This is a genomic window from Roseovarius carneus (genome assembly GCF_020141465.1).
Taxonomy (GTDB): Bacteria; Pseudomonadota; Alphaproteobacteria; order Rhodobacterales; family Rhodobacteraceae; genus Roseovarius; species Roseovarius carneus.
In genome coordinates this window covers 2632555-2651096 of the sequence record NZ_JAHSPD010000001.1, presented here as the reverse complement: position 1 = coordinate 2651096, position 18542 = coordinate 2632555, and the positions used below count along the sequence as shown (strand labels likewise).

Here is an 18542-nt window from a genome sequence, read left to right as displayed (position 1 = left end):
CGGTCTCTTTCTCGGCCGGGGCTTAGCGGAAATTTGCATGCACCGCGTTGAGTGCTTGTTGATCAATCTCGATGCCCGCACGGGCGCGGATATCATTGGCGAGCGCCTGATAGAGATCCTGGCTCAGATCGGCGGCGGCGGCATTTGTCAGCGCGTCGCGGATCTGCACCAGATCGGCATTGTCCTGAGAAGGGGGGCGCACGGCATCAAGCCGCAGGATGAAGAGACGTCCGGTGCCTTCGCCCTCCAAAAGGGCCACGCCGCCCGGCTCAAGGCCAAACACCGTCTCGATGAATAGAACCGGCGTGCCGGGCTGGAAGCCGCGTCGGGTGAGCGCCTCGGTCACTTGGGGCTCAAGGCCCTGATCCTCAAAGCTGGCACCACCCTCAAGGGCCGCGACGGTCGCTTCAGATTCGGCACGCAGTGCCTCTGTGATCGCCTCTTGGGTCCAGCCTTGCTGAACCGCGTCGCGCACATCCTCGAAAGGCTGCACCGCAGGATCGACCAGAGCATCGAGGCGCAGGGCAAAAATCCCACCATCCTCCAGCGAGCCGATTTCGGGGAAATCGCCCAGCTGCGCCTCGGCTGCTGCGGCGCGAAAGCCCTCATACCCTGCGATATTGGCTGTGACGCCGGGGTGCCATTCAATCGTGCCGGTGCGCATTTCGGTCTCGTCACCCACTTCCTCAAGCGTCGCACCCCCGGCCAGAAGATCGTCCACACCGTCCACCGCGCCAAGGATCACGCGCGACGCACGGTCGCTCGCAAGCTCTGCGCGCAAAAGGGGCTCGGCCTCTTCAAAGCTGGTGTTTTGCGCCTGAAGCACGGCATTGACGCGGAAAAGTGCTGGGCCAAGCGATGTCTCGGCGGGACCGACGATATCGCCCGTCTCGGCGGCGAAAACCGGCAAGCCTGCATTGCCAAGCTCGTCCAGAGCCACATCACCCAGATCCACATCCGTGAGGGTTAGACCACGCTCCGTCACCAGATCCTCGAAGCTGCGTCCCGTCTCAAGCGATGCAAGAGCGGCCTCTGCGGCGGCGGTATCAGGGTAGACCAGACGCTCGATCAGACGCCGCTCGGGCTGCTGAAACTCCAGCAGGCGGTCCTCATAAGCCTCACGCAGACTGGCCTCATCGACCTCTACATCGTCGATGATCATCTCGGGCGTGAGCCATGCATAAGTGATTTGCTTCACCTCTGGCATGGTGAAATCGGGCAGGTTGGATTGGTGATAAGCACGCAGATCGGCCTCGGTTGGCGTCGGCAGGCCGGTAACCAGATCGCCACGGTCAAGGGTGGTAAACGTGATGTCGCGCTCTTCCGCGATGTAGCTCAGAAGCGTGTCTGTATAGGCGTCGGGCGCGCTCACGCCCGAAATGACGGCACCCTGCACAATCGTGCGGGCGGTCTCGTCGCGGATGTTTTGCTCGAACTGCGCCTCGTTCAGCCCGGCCTGATCCAGCGCAAAGCGATACGCCTCGCGGTTGAATGTGCCGTCCATGCCGCGAAACGCAGGGATCACGAGGATTTGCTCGCGCAAAATCTCATCGCCGACGGAAATGCCCATCTTGCGTGTCTCATCGTCCAGAGCGGCCTCAGCCACCAACCGGGCGAGGATCTGATCATCAAGGCCCGCCGCCTGTACCTCGGGGAAGGAAATGGCGCGGCCAGCCTCAGATTGTGCCGCGTTGATCTCGGAGCGCAGCGCCTGCGCATAGTCCGTGACGCTGATCTCGGCCTCCCCGACCGAGCCTACGCGCGTGATATTGCCGCCCAGATTGGTCACGCCAAAGCCGCCGAGTCCGAGGATCAAGAGACCCATCAAGACCCACATGGCAGATTTCGAAATACTGCTTTTGCCCTTCATGACGCGCGGCCCCCTGTTGCCGTGATCTTTTGGCGAATTCTACCGCCTATGCCGTGTTACTTACGTGCTGGTATAGCCCGGGGCAAGGGGCCAGCCCAGCCCCTCCAGCCGGGTAAAAAGCGTGTCGATCCTGGCGCGGTCCACATTTGCGAAGGCCACGCGAAGCTGGCGTTTGCCCGCGGCGTCACCCTCGGGGGTGAACATCGTTCCGGGCAAGAGAAGCACGCCTGCCTCTGCCACCAGCCGTTTGGCCAACTCGTCCGATTGCATATCGAACGGATGCTCCATATAGGCGAAATACGCGCCACACCCCAAAAGCCGCCAGCCTTTTGCACTCAGGCGTGGCATCGCCTCTTCAATCGCCGCGCGGCGGTCGAGGATCTCGGCCCGCTCCCCGGCCAGCCACTCCCCAAGGTTGCGCATCCCCCAAAGGGCGGCGATCTGGCCCAGTTGGTTGGGGCAAATGGCCACCGCATCGAGGAATTTTTCAGCCTCGGCCATGCGTGCCTCAGAGGCGACCATAGCCCCCACGCGGTGCCCGGTCAGCCGGTAAGCCTTGGAGAAGGAGTAAAGCTGGATCAGGGTCTCGCCCCAATCGGCATCCTGCATGAGATCATGCGGCGCGCCTGAGCGCGCGTCGAAATCGCGATATGTCTCGTCGATGATCAGGGCAATCCCGTGGGCCTTGGCCACCTCGTAAAGCGCGCGCACGAGGGTCGCGGGATACTCCACTCCACCCGGATTGTTGGGCGTGACCAGTACGATCGCGCGCGTGCGCGGCGTGATGAGGGCGGCGGCGGCCTCGGGGTCCGGCAGCAGGGTTGCGCCGGTGGGCAGCGGCACGGTGCGCACCCCCGTCATATCCAGCCACATCTTGTGATTGAAATACCAAGGGGTTGGCAGGATCACCTCGTCGCCCTCGGCGCAAAGCGTACTCAGCATGGCGCAAAACGCCTGATTGCAGCCCGATGTGATGCCCACATTGGCAGGTCCAAGCGACGCGCCATAACCTGCGTTCCATTGCGTGGCCACCTCGGCTCGCAAACCTTCCATCCCCAGAACAGCCCCGTAAAGATGCGCTTCAGGCGTGTTCATCGCCGCCTCGGCGATGACCCGGCGCAGCGCCTCGGGTGGCGGGTCCACGGGGGCGGCTTGGCTCACATTGATCAGCGGACGGCCCGGCGGCTGCGTCACGCCATCGAGCCAGCGGCGCGCCTCCATGACGGGCGGGAAGAACGTGGCGGCGGTGCGGCCGGTGAAATTCATGTGCAATGCCCTCAAACGCGGATCGGTTTTACGTCAGTCTCTTATAAATAAGTGGCGCATCAGTCGCCCCGGTAGGGTGCCACATAAAGCAGCGCCATGTCCCACGGGAAGTAGATCCAGCTGTCTTGTGCCACCTCACCCACAAACGTGTCCACAAGGCTGAGGCCCATCGGCTTGCCATAGACGGTCGCGATATGCGCCTTCGGCATGAGCGCGCGCACCACTTTGAGCGTCCGGCCCGTATCCACCAGGTCATCGACAACGAGGATACCCGTCCCATCGCCGATCAGGTCCATATCGGGGGATTTGACGACCTGCGCCTGGGATTGGGTCTGGTGGTCATAGCTCTTGACGCTGATCGTATCGACGGTGCGAATATCCAATTCGCGTGCGACGATCATCGCAGGCGCCATGCCACCGCGCGTAATAGCGACCACGGCGCGCCAGCCGCCCTCGGGCGCAATCGCATCAAGGCGCAGCGCAAGGTTACGCGAATCGCGGTGGAGCTGATCCCAACTGACATGGAAGCCTTTTTCATGTGGCAGGGGGTCGGTCATGGCGCGGCCTTTTCTGGGTCTGACTTTTGATCCGGGGGCCTTAGCCCTTTGCGGCGTCGATATCAGGCGCGTCCACGGCCTTCATCCCAACGATGTGATAGCCTGCGTCCACATGCAGATTCTCGCCCGTCACGCCCGAGCCGAGATCGCTGAGCAGATAGAGCGCGGATTTGCCCACATCGTCGATGGTCACATTGCGACGCAGGGGCGAGTTCAGCTCGTTCCATTTCAGGATATAGCGAAAATCGCCAATGCCGCTGGCGGCCAGCGTCTTGATCGGCCCGGCGGAGATCGCGTTGACGCGGATACCGTCGCGGCCCAGATCTTCAGCCAGATATTTCACCGATGCCTCAAGCGCAGCCTTGGCGACACCCATGACGTTGTAATGTGGCATGACCTGCTCGGCGCCATAATAGGTGAGCGTCAGCATCGAGCCGCCCTCCGTCATCAGCTTCTCGGCGCGCTGGGCCACGGCTGTAAAGCTGTAGCAGCTGACATCCATCGTCATCAGGAAATTGTCGCGGCTGGTGTCCACATAGCGCCCGCGCAATTCGTTCTTGTCCGAGAACCCGATTGCATGGACGAGAAAATCGATCTTGCCCCACACGCGCTCAACCTCGGCGAAGGCCGTGTCGATCGAGGCGGGATCCGACACGTTGCAATCAAACAGATGTTCCACGCCGATTTGGGCGGCCAGAGGCTCCACCCGTTTCTTGAACGCATCGCCCATATAGGTGAAGGCCATTTCGGCCCCCGCATCCGCGCAGGCCCGTGCGATACCCCATGCGATTGATTTATCATTGGCAAGACCCATGATAAGGCCGCGCTTACCGGCCATCAGTTGATTTGACATGTGCTGTCCTCGACCCATTCTTGGTGCTCGATTGATCCTTAAGGGAACGCCCTTGGACCATCAAGGCCCGCATGGTCGGCGATTCGCACGCGCACGCACAAACGAGGAGAGCAAGATGAGTGACCGAAGTGGAAAATTTGCCGGCGACGACCCATTCGAGATTGCCCGCCGCTGGTTGACTGAGGCGGAGGTGACGGAGGTGAACGATCCCAACGCGATCGCGCTGGCGTCTGTCGATGCGGAGGGGCTGCCCAATGTGCGTATGGTCCTTTTGAAGGAAGTGGCTGCCGACGGGTTTATTTTCTACACCAATTACGACAGCGCCAAGGGGCAGGAGCTTCAGGCGACTGGCAAAGCCGGGTTTGTCATGCATTGGAAGAGCTTGCGCCGCCAAGTTCGCGTGCGTGGCACCGTTGCGCGCTTTGAGGGGCCGGAGGCGGATGAATATTATGCCTCCCGCTCGCTCAAAAGCCGTCTGGGGGCATGGGCGTCTGAGCAGTCGCGCCCCTTGAGCGGGCGCACGGCCCTGATGGCTGAGGTGGCTAAGGTCACGGCGCGTTTTGGCACTAATCCGCCGCGCCCTCCATTCTGGGGTGGTTTCAAGATCACACCGAGCGAGATTGAGTTCTGGGCGGATGGCGATTTTCGTCTGCATGACCGCTTCGTCTGGCGGCGTGACGGAACGCAGTCTGACTGGAGAATTACACGCTTAAACCCGTGAAATTCACGCGACGTGAAATGCACGGGCCTTAAAATATGGGCCTGCGGGCCTTGCAACTCAACAGTGAATACTTCAAACTCCGCATGTCGCTTGGGGTAGCTTGCGGCGTGAAAATTGGGTGCTGTCTATGGAGCAATCCATTCGCAAAATTAAAGGCCGCGTAAAGTGGTTCGACCCGGTTAAGGGGTTTGGCTTTGTTGTGGCGGATGAGGGGGGACCCGACATCCTGCTGCACGCCAATGTGCTGCGCAATTTCGGTCAGAGTTCTGTCGCTGATGACGCTGGCATTGAGATTGACGTGCAGGACACCACCCGCGGGGTGCAGGCCGTCGCCGTCCACGAGATCGCGCCGCCCGAGGGCATTGCTGCCACCACGCTGGCGGATCTTGATGATATCGATCCCGCCCTAATCGCCAATGCCAAGTTGGAGCCTGCGCGGATCAAATGGTTCGACAAGGGCAAGGGCTTCGGGTTTGCCAATACTTTCGGGCGCAGCGAAGATGTGTTCGTTCACGTAGAAGTGCTGCGTCGGTCGGGCCTTGCAGACTTGCAACCGGGCGAGGCGCTGGCCATACGTGTGATTGAAGGTAAGCGCGGCCGCATGGCCACGGAGGTGTGTGGATGGGAAAGTGCGGTTGGAGTGTCGGCGCATGCGGACTCCGAGGGCGCGTTAGAGGGCTGATTGCAGCAGCTCTGATGCTGAGCGCGGGGGCGGCTGTGGCCGGACCCTGCGCTGACGATCAAGTCACATTGCGCGGCGATTGGGGGCAGGCACGCTTTACCATTGAGCTGGCCGATGAGCCGGACGAGCGCGCCCAAGGGCTGATGAATCGTGAGAGCATGGCGCAAAGTGCGGGAATGCTCTTTGTATACCCCGAGCCGAAGCACGTTGGCTTTTGGATGAAAAACACGCTGATTCCTCTCGATATGATTTTTATCGACCCGACCGGCACGGTTCTCAAGGTCCATGCCAACGCCATCCCCCATGACGAGACCCCTATTTTTGGCGACAGCCCCAACATCAAGGCGGTGCTGGAGATCAATGGCGGCCTGTCGGAGCGGCTGGGAATTGTGCCCGGTAGCGAGCTGCGCCACCCGGCCTTTGAAAATGGCGCACCTGCTTGGCCCTGTTAGGGGTTTTCAAAGCCGAAAATTCGCAGTAGAGACGCGCCATGGTTCGGGGCGTGGCGCAGCTTGGTAGCGCACCTGTTTTGGGTACAGGGGGTCGTAGGTTCGAATCCTATCGCCCCGACCATATACTTCCATTCGCACAATTTGTGATCAAACACGCTCTGGCGTGTGGTGGCGTCTGACAGCGTGTGGCGTGGCGCGAGCGGTCGCGTTCAGTGCTGTTGCGCGGCTGCAATATTAAATTTGCGCGTTAATCTTTTTTCCCTGTGGACAGTTCCGACATGCCGAAACGCCCCCTTCGCTTCACCCCCTTTGGCAAGGTGCACGTCTAAACCCGCTAAGAGACAGCGCTTTTACGGGTGGCTGCGCAGCGATGTGCGGTGGATGAAGTTGGGGATGTTTCGGTGGGTGAATCACACTGCAGATTGTGGCCCAGCCCGAGGCGGATAGGTCAACTAGTTTTTGATCAAGAAACGGTAAATTTTGCGTTGACCACCTATGCCTGAATGCGTCAGGTTGTGTGGACCGGTAGGTAAGCCACAACATATAGTGTGGCCCAGCCGGACAGGGCAGGACCCAATCTACATATCCGGAAGTGCTATCCGGCCTTGTTTATCCCGCAAATATGGGTGCGGGGGGTCTTCTTTTGTCGCCGGGCAGAAAACAAGGCGTTGGGCCGAATCAGGGTCGCGCAGAGTACACAACGGAAAAAAGAGATGGGGCAGTACGATGAAGATTGAACGCAAATTCACCAAGGCCGGGCAGGACGCATATGCGGCGCTCGAATTTGTCACGACAAGCTCGGAGATCCGTAACCCGGACGGAACGACTGTGTTCAAGCTTGAGGGTGTCGAAGTTCCCAGCAGCTGGAGCCAAGTCGCCAGCGACGTGATCGCGCAGAAATACTTCCGCAAGGCCGGCGTGCCTGCACGCCTCAAGAAGGTCAAAGAAAAAGGCGTGCCCGAGTTCCTGTGGCGGTCGGTCCCCGATGGCGACAGTGTGAAAAAGGGCGGCGAGATCAGCGCCAAGCAAGTGTTCGACCGTCTCGCGGGCGCCTGGGCTTATTGGGGCTGGAAAGGTGGATATTTCACTGCCGAGAGCGATGCGCGCGCCTATTTCGACGAGATGCGCTTTATGCTGGCGCGCCAGATGGGGGCGCCCAACAGCCCGCAATGGTTCAACACCGGCCTGCACTGGGCTTATGGCATTGATGGGCCGGGGCAGGGCCACTTCTACGTGGACTACCAAACCGGTGAGCTGACCAAATCAACTTCGGCCTACGAGCATCCGCAACCCCATGCCTGCTTCATCCAATCGGTCGCTGATGATCTGGTGGGCGATGGCGGCATCATGGACCTTTGGGTCCGCGAGGCGCGTCTGTTCAAATATGGCTCTGGCACAGGGACCAACTTCTCCAGCCTGCGTGCAGCCAACGAGCCTTTGTCCGGTGGCGGCAAATCTTCGGGCCTAATGGGGTTCCTCAAAATCGGGGACCGGGCGGCGGGCGCGATCAAGTCGGGCGGCACCACGCGCCGCGCGGCCAAGATGGTGATCTGCGATGCGGACCACCCTGATATCGAGGAGTTCATCAACTGGAAGGTAAAGGAAGAGCAGAAGGTCGCCAGCATCGTCGCAGGCTCCAAGATGCACGAGCAGAAACTGAACGAGATATTTGCGGCAATCGGCGCGTGGGACGGCACGATCGAGGATTCGGTCGATCCCAAGAAGAACGCGCAGCTCAAGGACGCGATTCGCGGCGCCAAGAAATGCTCGATCCCGGAGACATACGTCAAACGCGTGCTGGATTACGCCAAGCAGGGTTATGACAAGATCGAATTCCCAACCTATGACACGGATTGGGATTCCGAGGCCTATGCCTCCGTGTCGGGCCAGAACTCCAACAACTCCATCCGCGTCACAGATGCGTTCCTCAAGGCCGTCGAGAATGATGCCGACTGGGCGCTTCTCAACCGCACCGATGGCAGCGTCGCCAAAACCATCAAAGCCCGCGATCTGTGGGAAGATGTGGGCCACGCCGCCTGGGCCTGCGCCGATCCCGGCATTCAGTATCACGACACGGTCAACGCATGGCATACATGCCCCGAAGATGGCGAGATCCGCGGATCGAACCCCTGTTCGGAATATATGTTCCTCGACGACACGGCCTGTAACCTCGCATCGATGAACCTGCTGACCTTCTATGAGGACGGCAAGTTCGACGCAGAAGCCTATATGCATGCGGCCCGTCTCTGGACTGTGACGCTGGAAGTCAGCGTGATGATGGCGCAGTTCCCCTCGAAAGAGATCGCGCAGCGCAGCTATGATTTCCGTACGCTGGGTCTGGGCTATGCCAATATCGGCGGCCTCCTGATGAATATGGGTCTGGGCTACGATTCGGACGAAGGCCGCGCGCTTTGTGGCTCGCTCACCGCGATCATGACGGGCGTGAGCTATGCCACATCGGCTGAAATGGCCGGGGAGCTTGGCCCATTTGCCGGATATGAGCGTAACCGTGAGCACATGCTCCGTGTTATCCGCAACCACCGCAACGCAGCCTACGGCGCGACTGAAGGTTATGAGGGGCTGGCCGTGAAGCCTGTGCCTCTGGACCTCACCAACTGCCCCGACAGCCGTCTGGTCGAGTTGGCCATATCCAGCTGGGACGAGGCGCTGAAGTTGGGCGAGCAACATGGCTACCGCAACGCACAATCCACAGTGATCGCGCCCACGGGCACCATCGGTCTGGTTATGGATTGCGACACCACGGGTATCGAGCCTGACTTCGCTTTGGTGAAATTCAAAAAGCTGGCCGGGGGCGGGTATTTCAAGATCATCAACCAATCCGTGCCAGCAGCGCTTGAGACGATGGGCTACGGTTCGGCTCAGATCGAAGAGATCATCAGCTACGCCGTGGGTCACGGCACCATAGGCAATGCGCCGGGGATCAACCACACCTCGCTGATCGGGCATGGGTTTGGCCCCAATGAGCTGGCCAAGGTGGATGCGGCTCTGGGATCGGCCTTCGATATCCGATTTGTGTTCAACCAATGGACGCTGGGCGTGGAGTTCTGCACCAATGTGCTCGGCATCCCCGAGGCCAAGCTGAACGATCCGACCTTCGATCTTCTGGCGCATCTGGGCTATTCCCGCGCCGATATCGAGGCCGCGAACGATCATGTCTGCGGTACGATGACGCTGGAAGGTGCGCCGCATCTGCGCGAGAGCGATTATTCGGTCTTCGATTGCGCCAACCCCTGCGGCAAGAAGGGCAAGCGCTATCTCGGCGTGAACAGCCACATCACCATGATGGCCGCCGCGCAAAGCTTCATCTCGGGTGCAATCTCCAAGACGATCAACATGGCGAATGACGCCACGATTGAGGATTGCCAGAAAGCATACGAGTATAGCTGGAGCCTCGGTGTGAAGGCCAACGCGCTCTACCGTGACGGCTCCAAGCTCAGCCAGCCTCTGGCGGCGGCGCTGGTCGAGGATGATGATGAGGCGGCGGAAATTCTGGAGAGCGGGAACCCACAGCAGAAGGCGGCGGTTCTGGCTGAGAAGGTCATCGAGAAGGTGATCATCAAGGAAATCCAGAAATCCCACCGCGACAAGATGCCGGAGCGGCGCAAGGGCTATACCCAGAAGGCGATTGTCGGCGGGCACAAGGTTTACCTGCGCACCGGCGAATATGCCGACGGGCAGCTGGGAGAAATCTTCATCGACATGCACAAAGAGGGCGCCGGTTTCCGTGCGATGATGAACAACTTCGCCATCGCCGTTTCCGTGGGCCTGCAATATGGCGTGCCGCTGGAAGAGTTCGTGGATGCGTTCACCTTCACCAAATTTGAGCCCTCGGGCATGGTGCAGGGCAACGATTCGATCAAGAACGCGACTTCGATCCTCGATTACATCTTCCGCGAATTGGCGGTCAGCTATCTCGACCGCACGGACCTCGCGCATGTAAAGCCCGAAGGCCACAGCTTTGACGATCTGGGCCGGGGTGAACAGGATGGCGTGAGCAATATCAGCGAGATGAGCGATGCAGCGGCGTCGAAATCGCTCGAAGTGCTCAAGCAGATCAGCTCCACAGGCTACCTGCGCAAACGTCTGCCCCAAGAGCTTGTGGTGCTGAATGGTGGGCAATCGCTGGGCGGCATCTCCTTCGATGGTGGCGGAAATCCGGTGACGATGCTGGAGACACTGGTGCCGGAGGTGGCCGGAAACATGGCGACAGCCACGATGACCACCACCCTCGCGACTGGGGCGGTCAAAATGGACGCCCGCGTCAAAGCCAAGATGCAAGGCTATGAGGGCGAAGCCTGTGGCGATTGCGGCAACTACACGCTGGTCCGCAACGGCACCTGCATGAAGTGCAACACCTGCGGCGCGACAAGCGGGTGTAGCTGAGGGGTTTGAGATGAGGGGAAAGCAATCTCATCTCTTACGACGTCTCGTCTCGTAAAGGTTTACGAAGAAATGATTGATTGTCGGCGTGAGTTTTGCGCCGACAATCAATTTTTCAGAATGCCAGAACTTTGGGAGTATATGTGCGAAGAAAGCGATGAATGGTCTGTAAACACATACCGTTCCGATGAAACGCAGGCCTACAAAAGAAAAGCCGGTGTTGCAGCTTTCGATAACAAAGTGAAAATGACTGCGGACGAAACGCTTTGGAGAAAAGCGAAAGAGGGCTGCAAGTTATCAAACTTTATTCTCGCTCACGAAATGGGTCATGTCGCTTTGGGGCACCATGATAGAAGTGCGGTAACTAAGAATTTCCAGCTTTTTTCTGGCCCTAATGGAATGTCGAACATTCCACCGACCCTAGAAGAACTTGAGACTAATTTTGCAGCTGTCTTCTTGCAATGCGGCGTTGCTCTTGAAGATAAAAGTAGGGACCCTCTCCAGTTGGCGCATCGTGCGTGTTCAGACGTTTACTACATAAAGAGAGCACAGCGCTTTGTTCAGCTCGATGTCTTTCAACGCGAACTTTTGCGGCCAAAACGACCGGTTGTAAGGGTCGTGCTTTAAGAAAAGATTTTTAGATCACGGGGCGGATGGGCTCGCTCTGGACAGCGTTCAGGCCGCATTCCAAAATCGGACGATCTCACACAAAGTAAGCCTAACTGCAAAACTTCATCGGGGGGCGTTAGTAGCCTCCTCTTTTCATTTAAACTCAAGCCTCTATAAAATTAAAAGGCCCCGCCGAAAGCGAGGCCCTTGATCCGGTCTGGCGTGCCGTTCAGCGCCGCCGGCGACCGCCGGTGCGGCCGGCGCGGCCCCGGCCTTCTTGCCCGGCTTTGGGGGCGACCTTGTTGAATTCGATCCAGTTGCCGCCATGCGGGTCATTGTTGGTCAGGAAATTGGCGGCGAGGATCGCTTCCATCTCTTTGCCCGCCTTTGGCTTTGTCGAGCCGAGACCGAAAAGCTGGCAGAAGGTCTCGTCATCCATATCGTCGGGGATCATGAGGCCAGCGGCGGCGATCTCAAGCTTTTTCGCCTCCATCTCGGCCTGTTTCACGGGCAGGGCGATGGGGTTCATGATCGCAGATGTCATGCCCGCGCCCATGGCCATGGGCAAAAACGCGTTGTTGATGCCGTGGCGGTTGGGCAGGCCGAAGCTGATATTGGATGCGCCGCAGGTGGTGTTCACGCCCAGCTCCTCGCGCAAGCGCCGCACGAGGGTGAAGACCTGCAAACCCGCCGTGCCCATCGCACCGATGGGCATGACGAGGGGATCGACCACGATATCATGCGCGGGGATGCCGAAATCGGCGGCGCGTTGCACGATTTTCTTGGCAACCTCAAAGCGGACAGCGGGGTCCTCGGAAATCCCGGTGTCATCGTTGGAGATGGCCACGACGGGCACGTTGTATTTCTTAACCAAAGGCAGGACAAATTCGAGCCGGTCTTCCTCGCCCGTCACCGAATTCAACAGGGGCCGGCCCTCACACGCCATGAGCCCCGCCTCCAAGGCCGCAGGCACCGAGCTGTCGATGCACAGCGGCACATCAACGAGACCCTGAACCAGTTCAACCACTTTGGTCATCAAGGGCGGCTCTGTCTCGTTGGGATTGGGGTTGGAGTTGTAGACCACGCCCGCATTGATATCGAGCACCGTGGCCCCAGCGGCGACCTGCGCCACCGCATCGGATTCAATGGTGGAGAAATCCCCGGCTTCAAGCTCGGCCGCGAGCTTTTTGCGCCCCGTTGGATTGATCCGCTCGCCGATCACGCAGAAGGGCTGATCAAAGCCGATGATGGCGGTTTTCGTTTTGCTCTCGACGATGGTGCGCGTCATGGAAGGTCCTTTGAGGGGAGGTCAGGAAAGGTCGGCGGGAACGCCCGAGGCGCCGCCGTTTTTGATGGCCCATTCGGCATTGGCCTTTATGCCACCGAGGGGGAAGAAATGCACATGGGTGATGCCGAAATCCGGGTGCGCCGCCTTGTGCGCGGCAAGCTCGCTGAGCACATCTGTCGGCTCATAGGGCAGGAGCAGCTTGGTCACGTCCATCGCGCGCTTTTGCAGCACTTTGAGCGAGGGGCCGACACCGCAGGCGATGGCAAATTTGATCAGTGTTTGCAGTTTGGCCGGGCCCGCGATGCCGATATGGATGGGCAGGTCGATGCCATTTGCCTTGAGACCGTCTGCCCATTTGATGATGGGGCCTGCATCGAAGGCAAATTGCGTGGCCAGCGCCATGTCGGCGTCGGATGTTTCGGAAAACGCCTGTTTCCAGCGCAGCGCCGCGTCCACATTGGTCATGGAGCCATCGGGATCAATGTCGCGGTTGCCCTCGGGGTGGCCCGCCACATGCAGGCGCTTGAAGCCTGCATCGCCAAACGCACCGGATTCGAGCAGCTGCATGGAGCTGTCATAGTCCCCATGCGGCTTTTCCACACCGCCCGCGAGCAGAAGTGCCTGATCGACATTCGCCTCCCCTTGATAGCGTGCGATCCAATCAACCAGCGTGGCGCGGTCCTTGATAATACGGGCCGGGAAATGCGGCATGACGGGATAGCCCGCCTCATTCAGGCGCTTGGCGGTGGCGACCATATCGTCGATGGGTGTGCCTTCGATATGGGCGATATAGACGCGCGTGCCTTCGGGCAGCAGGGCGCGGAAATCCTCAACCTTCTCGGCGGTGCGGGGCATCACCTCGATGGAGTAATCCTTGAGCAGCGCCTCGATTGCACCATTCACCGGCCCCGCCTCTGCGGCCACATCACGTTTGCGGAAATTCAAAAGCGCCATAGCGGCCTCCCATAGGGTTTTAGACTGGGGTTCAGAGGGTGTTGAGCGGCCCAATGGCGTTACGCCCGCCCGTCATTGGCGATCAGCGCCTTGAGCTTGTCACGGTCATATTCGGCTTCGATGCGCGCGGCCTCGGCCTCGACCACGGCTTCCGCATCGCCCTCTACGGTATAGGGGGCGGCTTTGCGCCATTCAGCCAGATAATCATCCGTGCCAGCCGCGCCAGTTTTCATGGCGGCACGGTCAATCGCCTGCTCGAACCGCTCGCTCAGCTGCTTTTTTGCGCCGCGTCGGCCCTTGCCGACGATGACCTGCGCGGGAATATCGCGCCAGTAAACGATTGTGACATCCACCATGGTTCGTGATTCCCTCAAGCCTGTGTGTTTCGGTCCGCCTTTCGCCCTGTCTAATGCAGCGCGGGGCGCGGGCAGGTTCCAATTCCGACAGAACGCCGATGCTGCGCGACTTGGGAGAACCGTAGTGCCGGGGCTCCCCCCGGTCAAATTGCCGAAATACGACCCACGGCCCGGTGCGGGGGGCCGCGCAATCCCGCCAGAGCTTGCGTATGGGCGCGGATGCCCATACCGTTGGGAGAACTCGAAATGGAGGGCGTATCAATATGACGCCCAAGCGTCCCGAAGGTGCGGGCGCGTTCCCTGATACGGTTGAGAGCCCCGCGCCGAAGCCGCCCAGCCGCGCCCCGCTTTATGCGGCGCTCGATCTGGGTACGAACAGTTGCCGAATGCTGATTGCCGAGCCGCGTGGCGCGTCTTTCCGTGTTGTGGACAGCTTCTCTAAATCTGTGCAGCTGGGGGCCGGTCTGGAGCGGACGGGCAATCTGAGCAAAGCCTCTATCGGGCGCACCATTCAGGCGCTGCGCGTGTGTCAGCAAAAGCTGCGCCGTCACAAAGTGCGCCGGATGCAACTGGTGGCCACCGAGGCCACGCGCCGGGCGGCCAATGGCGCGGCCTTCATGGCGCGGGTGAAGCGCGAGACGGGGCTGAAGCTTGATGTGATCAGCCCGCTGGAGGAGGCGCAACTGGCCGTGGTCAGCTGCGCGCCATTGGTGGCAAAGCAGACCGAGCAGCTTTTGGTGGTCGATATCGGCGGCGGCTCGACCGAGCTTGTGTGGATCGACCTGCGCGATGTGCCCCAAGACGCGCGGCGTGGTGCGATCATGCGCTTGCATGGTGGCTTTCATGTGGATGCGGATGATGTGCCGCGCGCCAAGGTGGTGGATTGGATCTCGGTGCCTTTGGGCGTGGCCACCCTGCGCGATCAGTTTCAGGACGTTGAGGATGACGGCGCGCGCTTTGCGCTGATGAGCTGGTTCTTTGAGGAAAACCTCGCGGAATTCGCGCCCTACAAGCAAGAACAAAAGCGCGCGGGGTTTCAGATCGTCGGCACCTCCGGCACGGTCACCACGGTCGCGGCCTCCCATCTTGGTCTGAAGCGATACGACCGCAACCGGGTGGACGGGCTCTGCATGACGTCTGACGAGATCGACAAGGTGATCCGGCATTACCTCGCCCTCGGGCCCACAGGGCGGCGCAATGATCCGCGCATTGGCCTTGACCGTCAGGCGCTTATCATGTCAGGCGCTGCGATCTTGCAGGCGCTCTTGCGCTGTTGGCCGACAGATCAGCTTTCGGTGGCGGATCGGGGCCTGCGCGAGGGGATGTTATATGCCCAGATGTCGGCGGACGGCGTGCTGGAGGATGAGGAAGACTGATGGCCAAGGGACCGGACGGGAAAAACACATCGGGGCGCGGGCAACGTGACCTCACGATCCGCGTGAAATCGGCGCGCGGGCGGCGGGCTTCGTCCACACGCTGGCTGCAACGCCAGCTCAACGATCCTTACGTCACCCGCGCCCGCAACGAGGGCTACCGGGGCCGCGCTGCTTTCAAGATCATGGAGCTTGACGACAAGTTCCGCTTTCTCGTGCCGGGCGCACGGATCGTCGACCTGGGGGCGGCCCCCGGTGGGTGGTGTCAGGTGGCGGTGCCGCGTGTCAATGCGCTGGGTGATAAGAAGGGCAAGGCGGTGGGGCGCATTCTCGGTGTGGATTTGCAGGAGATGGAGCCGATTGCGGGCGTGGAGCTTCATGTGCTCGATTTCATGGATGAAGGGGCCGATGATCAGGTGAAACTCTGGCTGAACGGCAAGGCGGATGTGGTGCTCTCTGACATGGCCGCGTCCTCCTCGGGGCACAAGCAGACGGACCATCTGCGCATCATATCGCTTTGCGAGGCGGCCGCATATTTCGCGTTTGACGTGCTTGAAGAGGGGGGCACCTTCGTGTCCAAGGTACTTGCGGGCGGGGCGGAGGGTGATCTTCAGAAGCTTCTGAAAAAGCGCTTTACCAAAGTGGCGAACGTCAAGCCGCCCAGCAGCCGGGCCGACAGCTCGGAAAAATTCGTGGTGGCAACCGGGTTCCGTGGCGCTCTAGACGACGAAACGCCTTAACAGAGTTTTGTCCACGATTCCGCCGCGCGCTGGGCAATCTTTGTCAGCGTAGTATCATCAAGCGGTGCGCCCCCGAGGCGTGCGGCCACGTCTGTGGCGCGGTTTTGCTGGCGGATCAATTCAAACAGGCGGGCATGGCGCGGCATAGGGGCCTCATTACGGTGCGGTAGCGGCCCGGATACCCTGCCATTGGCCCAATTTTATGCCCGGATCGTGGCGCGTTTGCGGCGCGGGCCTGTCAGCCGTCCATCTCCATGAAGCTTCGAATGAGGCGCACATCGCGGCGTTGGCGCAGGCAAATCAGCGTTTCGGTCATGGTGAGGTCGCTATCGGTGATCTCGATCTGCGCGAGACGGTCGTCATGGCCGAACTCCGCACGCGACACGAACCCGATACCTGCGCCTTCCGCCACCACCTCGCGCACCGCCTCGCGCCCCGTGGCCTCAATTGCGGGGGTGAGGGGAAGGCCCGCGTCGGCGGCCGCGCGCTCGACCTCCTGCCGTGTTTTGGAGCCTTCCTCGCGGAACACGAGGGGGTAGGCCGCGATCTCGGCGAAGGTCATGGCGGCAGGCAAGGCGAGGCTGTGGGCGGCAAAGGCCACGATGGGTGAGGTGCCCAGATCGCGGGTCAGCATATCGGCGCCGGGACCTTTCGCGCCGACCACGCCGATCTCCGCGTCATAGCTGCGCAAGGCGCGGGTGATCTGGGCCGTATTGCCGGTGCGCAGGGAGATAAAGACGCCTGGATGCCGCTGCCGAAAGGCGCGCAAGCGGGTGGTGAGGTGAAACGCGCTATCGGCGATGATCCTGAGCCGCCCCTCAAGGGCCGTGCGCCCCTCGCTGAGGACTTCTGTAATCTCATCCTCCACCTCGAAAAGCTTCTTGGTGCAGATCAAAAGCTGCGCGCCTGCTTGCGTCAGGGTGACTTGCCGCTGGCCGCGATCAAAGAGCAACACATCGTGATCCACCTCCAGCTTGCGCACCTGTTCGGAGACCGCAGGCTGCGTGAGCGACAGCGCCTCTGCGGCGCGTGAAAAGCCGCCATGGATGGCGACATGGTGAAAGGCGCGGATCTGGCTATAACGCATGTTGGGCTCCTTTTGGCCAAGTATAAGCGCAGCCTCTAGACCTATTGCAAATAGTAATTTTTCATATGGGTGCGTACGGCATAGAAAGGCGTCATACACGCCATCTGAGGAGCGCGCGCCATGTCGTCCACCCCCGCCCCCCTTCCTGCCCCAGAGATGGGCGAGCCCTATCTGCTCACGCCGGGACCATTGACCACATCCTATGCGGTCAAGCAGGCCATGCTACGTGATTGGGGCAGCTGGGACGAAGATTTCCGCGCCATGACGCGGGAGATGCGCAGCGGCCTTCTTGATCTGATCGGGCCAGGGTCGGACGCCTATGATTGCGTGCCGATCCAAGGCTCGGGCAGCTACCTCGTGGAGGCGATGCTGGGCACGTTTGTGCCCAAGGACGGCAAGGTGCTGGTGCTGTCGAACGGCGCTTATGGCCAGCGCGCAGCACAGACGATGGAGGTGTTGGGACGCGCCTATCGCCTTTTGGACAAGGGCGATTATATGCCACCGCGTGGTGACGAAGTGGCCGCGATCCTTGCCGAGGATCCTGCGATCACCCATGTGCTGATCATCCATTGCGAGACAAGCTCCGGCATCCTCAACCCCGTGGAAGAGATCGCCGCCGCCGCCCATGCCGCCGGGCGCGCTGTGCTGATCGACAGCATGTCGGCCTTTGGCGCAATCCCGCTGGAGGCCGAGACAATCGGTTATACTGCCATGGTCTCGTCGGCCAACAAATGTATCGAGGGCGTGCCGGGCTTCGGCTTCGTCATCGCACGCAAGACGGCGCTTGAGAGCGCTAAGGGCAATTGTCATTCGCTCAGCCTTGATATCCATGCGCAATGGGCCGCGATGGAGAAAACCGGGCAATGGCGCTTTACGCCACCCACCCATGTGGTCGCGGCCTTCCTTGAGGCGCTGCGCGCGCACAAGGCCGAGGGCGGCGTGGCCGCACGCGGCGCGCGGTACGCGAAAAACCGTGATACCATGGTGGACGGGATGCGCGCCCTTGGGTTCGAAACACTTCTGGCCGACCGCTGGCTCAGCCCCATTATCGTGACGTTTTTCTGCCCCGCCGATCCGGCGTTCGACTTTGCCACCTTCTATGACGCGATGAAGGCGCGCGGGTTCATCATCTACCCCGGCAAGCTGACCGTGGTGGACAGTTTCCGCATTGGCTGTATCGGCCAGATGGACGAATATGTGATGCGCGCCGTGACGGATGCGGCACGCGACACTCTTACAGAGATGGGCGTGGTCTCTGCCGCGCCGCCCGCCAAAGCGCTGGAAGAGCGCAAGAAACTCGCCGCTTGACGCGGTAGCCGAACAGCCTGAGACA

At 60.5% G+C, this 18542-nt stretch carries 16 protein-coding genes and 1 tRNA gene; 9 read left to right on the top strand and 8 right to left on the bottom strand.

The window, feature by feature from the left end:
* Nucleotides 1-22 precede the first annotated feature (22 nt).
* From KUD11_RS13130 to fabI, 4 genes are read right to left on the bottom strand one after another with little or no spacing between them, the layout of a single operon-like run.
* On the bottom strand, nucleotides 23-1870 hold the full coding sequence (locus tag KUD11_RS13130; protein WP_109384266.1) for a SurA N-terminal domain-containing protein: 1848 nt from the start codon (nucleotides 1868-1870) through the stop codon (nucleotides 23-25).
* A 60-nt stretch (nucleotides 1871-1930) separates the two neighbouring features.
* Nucleotides 1931-3136, bottom strand: a complete 1206-nt coding sequence (locus KUD11_RS13125; RefSeq protein WP_109384267.1) for an aminotransferase — start codon at nucleotides 3134-3136, stop codon at nucleotides 1931-1933.
* A 59-nt stretch (nucleotides 3137-3195) separates the two neighbouring features.
* The gene (gene gpt / locus KUD11_RS13120; protein WP_109384268.1) at nucleotides 3196-3693 is read right to left on the bottom strand and encodes a xanthine phosphoribosyltransferase; all 498 of its coding nucleotides are present in this window, start codon (nucleotides 3691-3693) and stop codon (nucleotides 3196-3198) included.
* Between the two features lie 40 nt (nucleotides 3694-3733).
* Nucleotides 3734-4546 carry an enoyl-ACP reductase FabI gene (gene fabI / locus KUD11_RS13115; protein ID WP_109384269.1) on the bottom strand — a complete coding sequence of 271 codons (813 nt, stop codon included), beginning with the start codon at nucleotides 4544-4546 and terminating at the stop codon, nucleotides 3734-3736.
* Here fabI and pdxH point away from each other — a divergent pair.
* From pdxH to KUD11_RS13085, 6 genes are all read left to right on the top strand, one after another.
* The gene (pdxH, locus tag KUD11_RS13110; RefSeq protein WP_109384270.1) at nucleotides 4545-5267 is read left to right on the top strand and encodes a pyridoxamine 5'-phosphate oxidase; all 723 of its coding nucleotides are present in this window, start codon (nucleotides 4545-4547) and stop codon (nucleotides 5265-5267) included. The genes fabI and pdxH overlap by 2 nt on opposite strands.
* Nucleotides 5268-5394: 127 nt before the next feature.
* Nucleotides 5395-5949, top strand: a complete 555-nt coding sequence (locus KUD11_RS13105) for a cold-shock protein (protein WP_109384271.1) — start codon at nucleotides 5395-5397, stop codon at nucleotides 5947-5949.
* 14 nt (nucleotides 5950-5963) lie between these two features.
* Nucleotides 5964-6401 carry a DUF192 domain-containing protein gene (locus KUD11_RS13100; protein WP_109384272.1) on the top strand — a complete coding sequence of 146 codons (438 nt, stop codon included), beginning with the start codon at nucleotides 5964-5966 and terminating at the stop codon, nucleotides 6399-6401.
* A 44-nt stretch (nucleotides 6402-6445) separates the two neighbouring features.
* Nucleotides 6446-6522 (top strand) — tRNA-Pro (locus KUD11_RS13095).
* Between the two features lie 605 nt (nucleotides 6523-7127).
* A complete protein-coding gene (locus KUD11_RS13090; RefSeq protein WP_109384273.1) occupies nucleotides 7128-10805 on the top strand; it encodes a vitamin B12-dependent ribonucleotide reductase in 3678 nt (1225 codons plus the stop codon).
* A 117-nt stretch (nucleotides 10806-10922) separates the two neighbouring features.
* Entirely contained in the window at nucleotides 10923-11429 is a 507-nt protein-coding gene (locus KUD11_RS13085; protein ID WP_109384274.1) for a hypothetical protein, read from the top strand.
* Nucleotides 11430-11640: 211 nt separating this feature from the next.
* Here KUD11_RS13085 and KUD11_RS13080 read toward each other — a convergent pair whose 3' ends face one another.
* The 3 genes from KUD11_RS13080 to KUD11_RS13070 are packed head-to-tail and all read right to left on the bottom strand — an operon-like array spanning nucleotide 11641 to nucleotide 14009.
* Nucleotides 11641-12699, bottom strand: a complete 1059-nt coding sequence (locus KUD11_RS13080; RefSeq protein ID WP_109384275.1) for a methyltetrahydrofolate cobalamin methyltransferase — start codon at nucleotides 12697-12699, stop codon at nucleotides 11641-11643.
* Between the two features lie 21 nt (nucleotides 12700-12720).
* Nucleotides 12721-13653, bottom strand: coding sequence for a methylenetetrahydrofolate reductase (locus KUD11_RS13075; RefSeq protein WP_109384276.1), 933 nt, complete (start codon nucleotides 13651-13653; stop codon nucleotides 12721-12723).
* Between the two features lie 59 nt (nucleotides 13654-13712).
* A complete protein-coding gene (locus KUD11_RS13070) occupies nucleotides 13713-14009 on the bottom strand; it encodes a virulence factor (protein ID WP_109384277.1) in 297 nt (98 codons plus the stop codon).
* Nucleotides 14010-14272: 263 nt separating this feature from the next.
* Between KUD11_RS13070 and KUD11_RS13065 the strand changes: the two genes are divergently transcribed.
* Both KUD11_RS13065 and KUD11_RS13060 read left to right on the top strand, forming a co-directional pair.
* A complete protein-coding gene (locus KUD11_RS13065) occupies nucleotides 14273-15385 on the top strand; it encodes a Ppx/GppA phosphatase family protein (RefSeq protein ID WP_109384278.1) in 1113 nt (370 codons plus the stop codon).
* Complete coding sequence (locus tag KUD11_RS13060; protein WP_109384279.1) at nucleotides 15385-16122, top strand: RlmE family RNA methyltransferase; 738 nt, start codon at nucleotides 15385-15387, stop codon at nucleotides 16120-16122. Before KUD11_RS13065 ends, KUD11_RS13060 begins: the two co-directional genes overlap by 1 nt.
* A 238-nt stretch (nucleotides 16123-16360) precedes the next feature.
* Here the strand turns inward: KUD11_RS13060 and KUD11_RS13055 are convergent, their stop codons facing one another.
* Nucleotides 16361-17209 carry a LysR substrate-binding domain-containing protein gene (locus KUD11_RS13055; protein ID WP_109384280.1) on the bottom strand — a complete coding sequence of 283 codons (849 nt, stop codon included), beginning with the start codon at nucleotides 17207-17209 and terminating at the stop codon, nucleotides 16361-16363.
* Between the two features lie 120 nt (nucleotides 17210-17329).
* Here KUD11_RS13055 and KUD11_RS13050 point away from each other — a divergent pair, with 120 nt between their 5' ends.
* The gene (locus KUD11_RS13050) at nucleotides 17330-18517 is read left to right on the top strand and encodes a 2-aminoethylphosphonate--pyruvate transaminase (RefSeq protein ID WP_109384281.1); all 1188 of its coding nucleotides are present in this window, start codon (nucleotides 17330-17332) and stop codon (nucleotides 18515-18517) included.
* Nucleotides 18518-18542 lie beyond the last annotated feature (25 nt).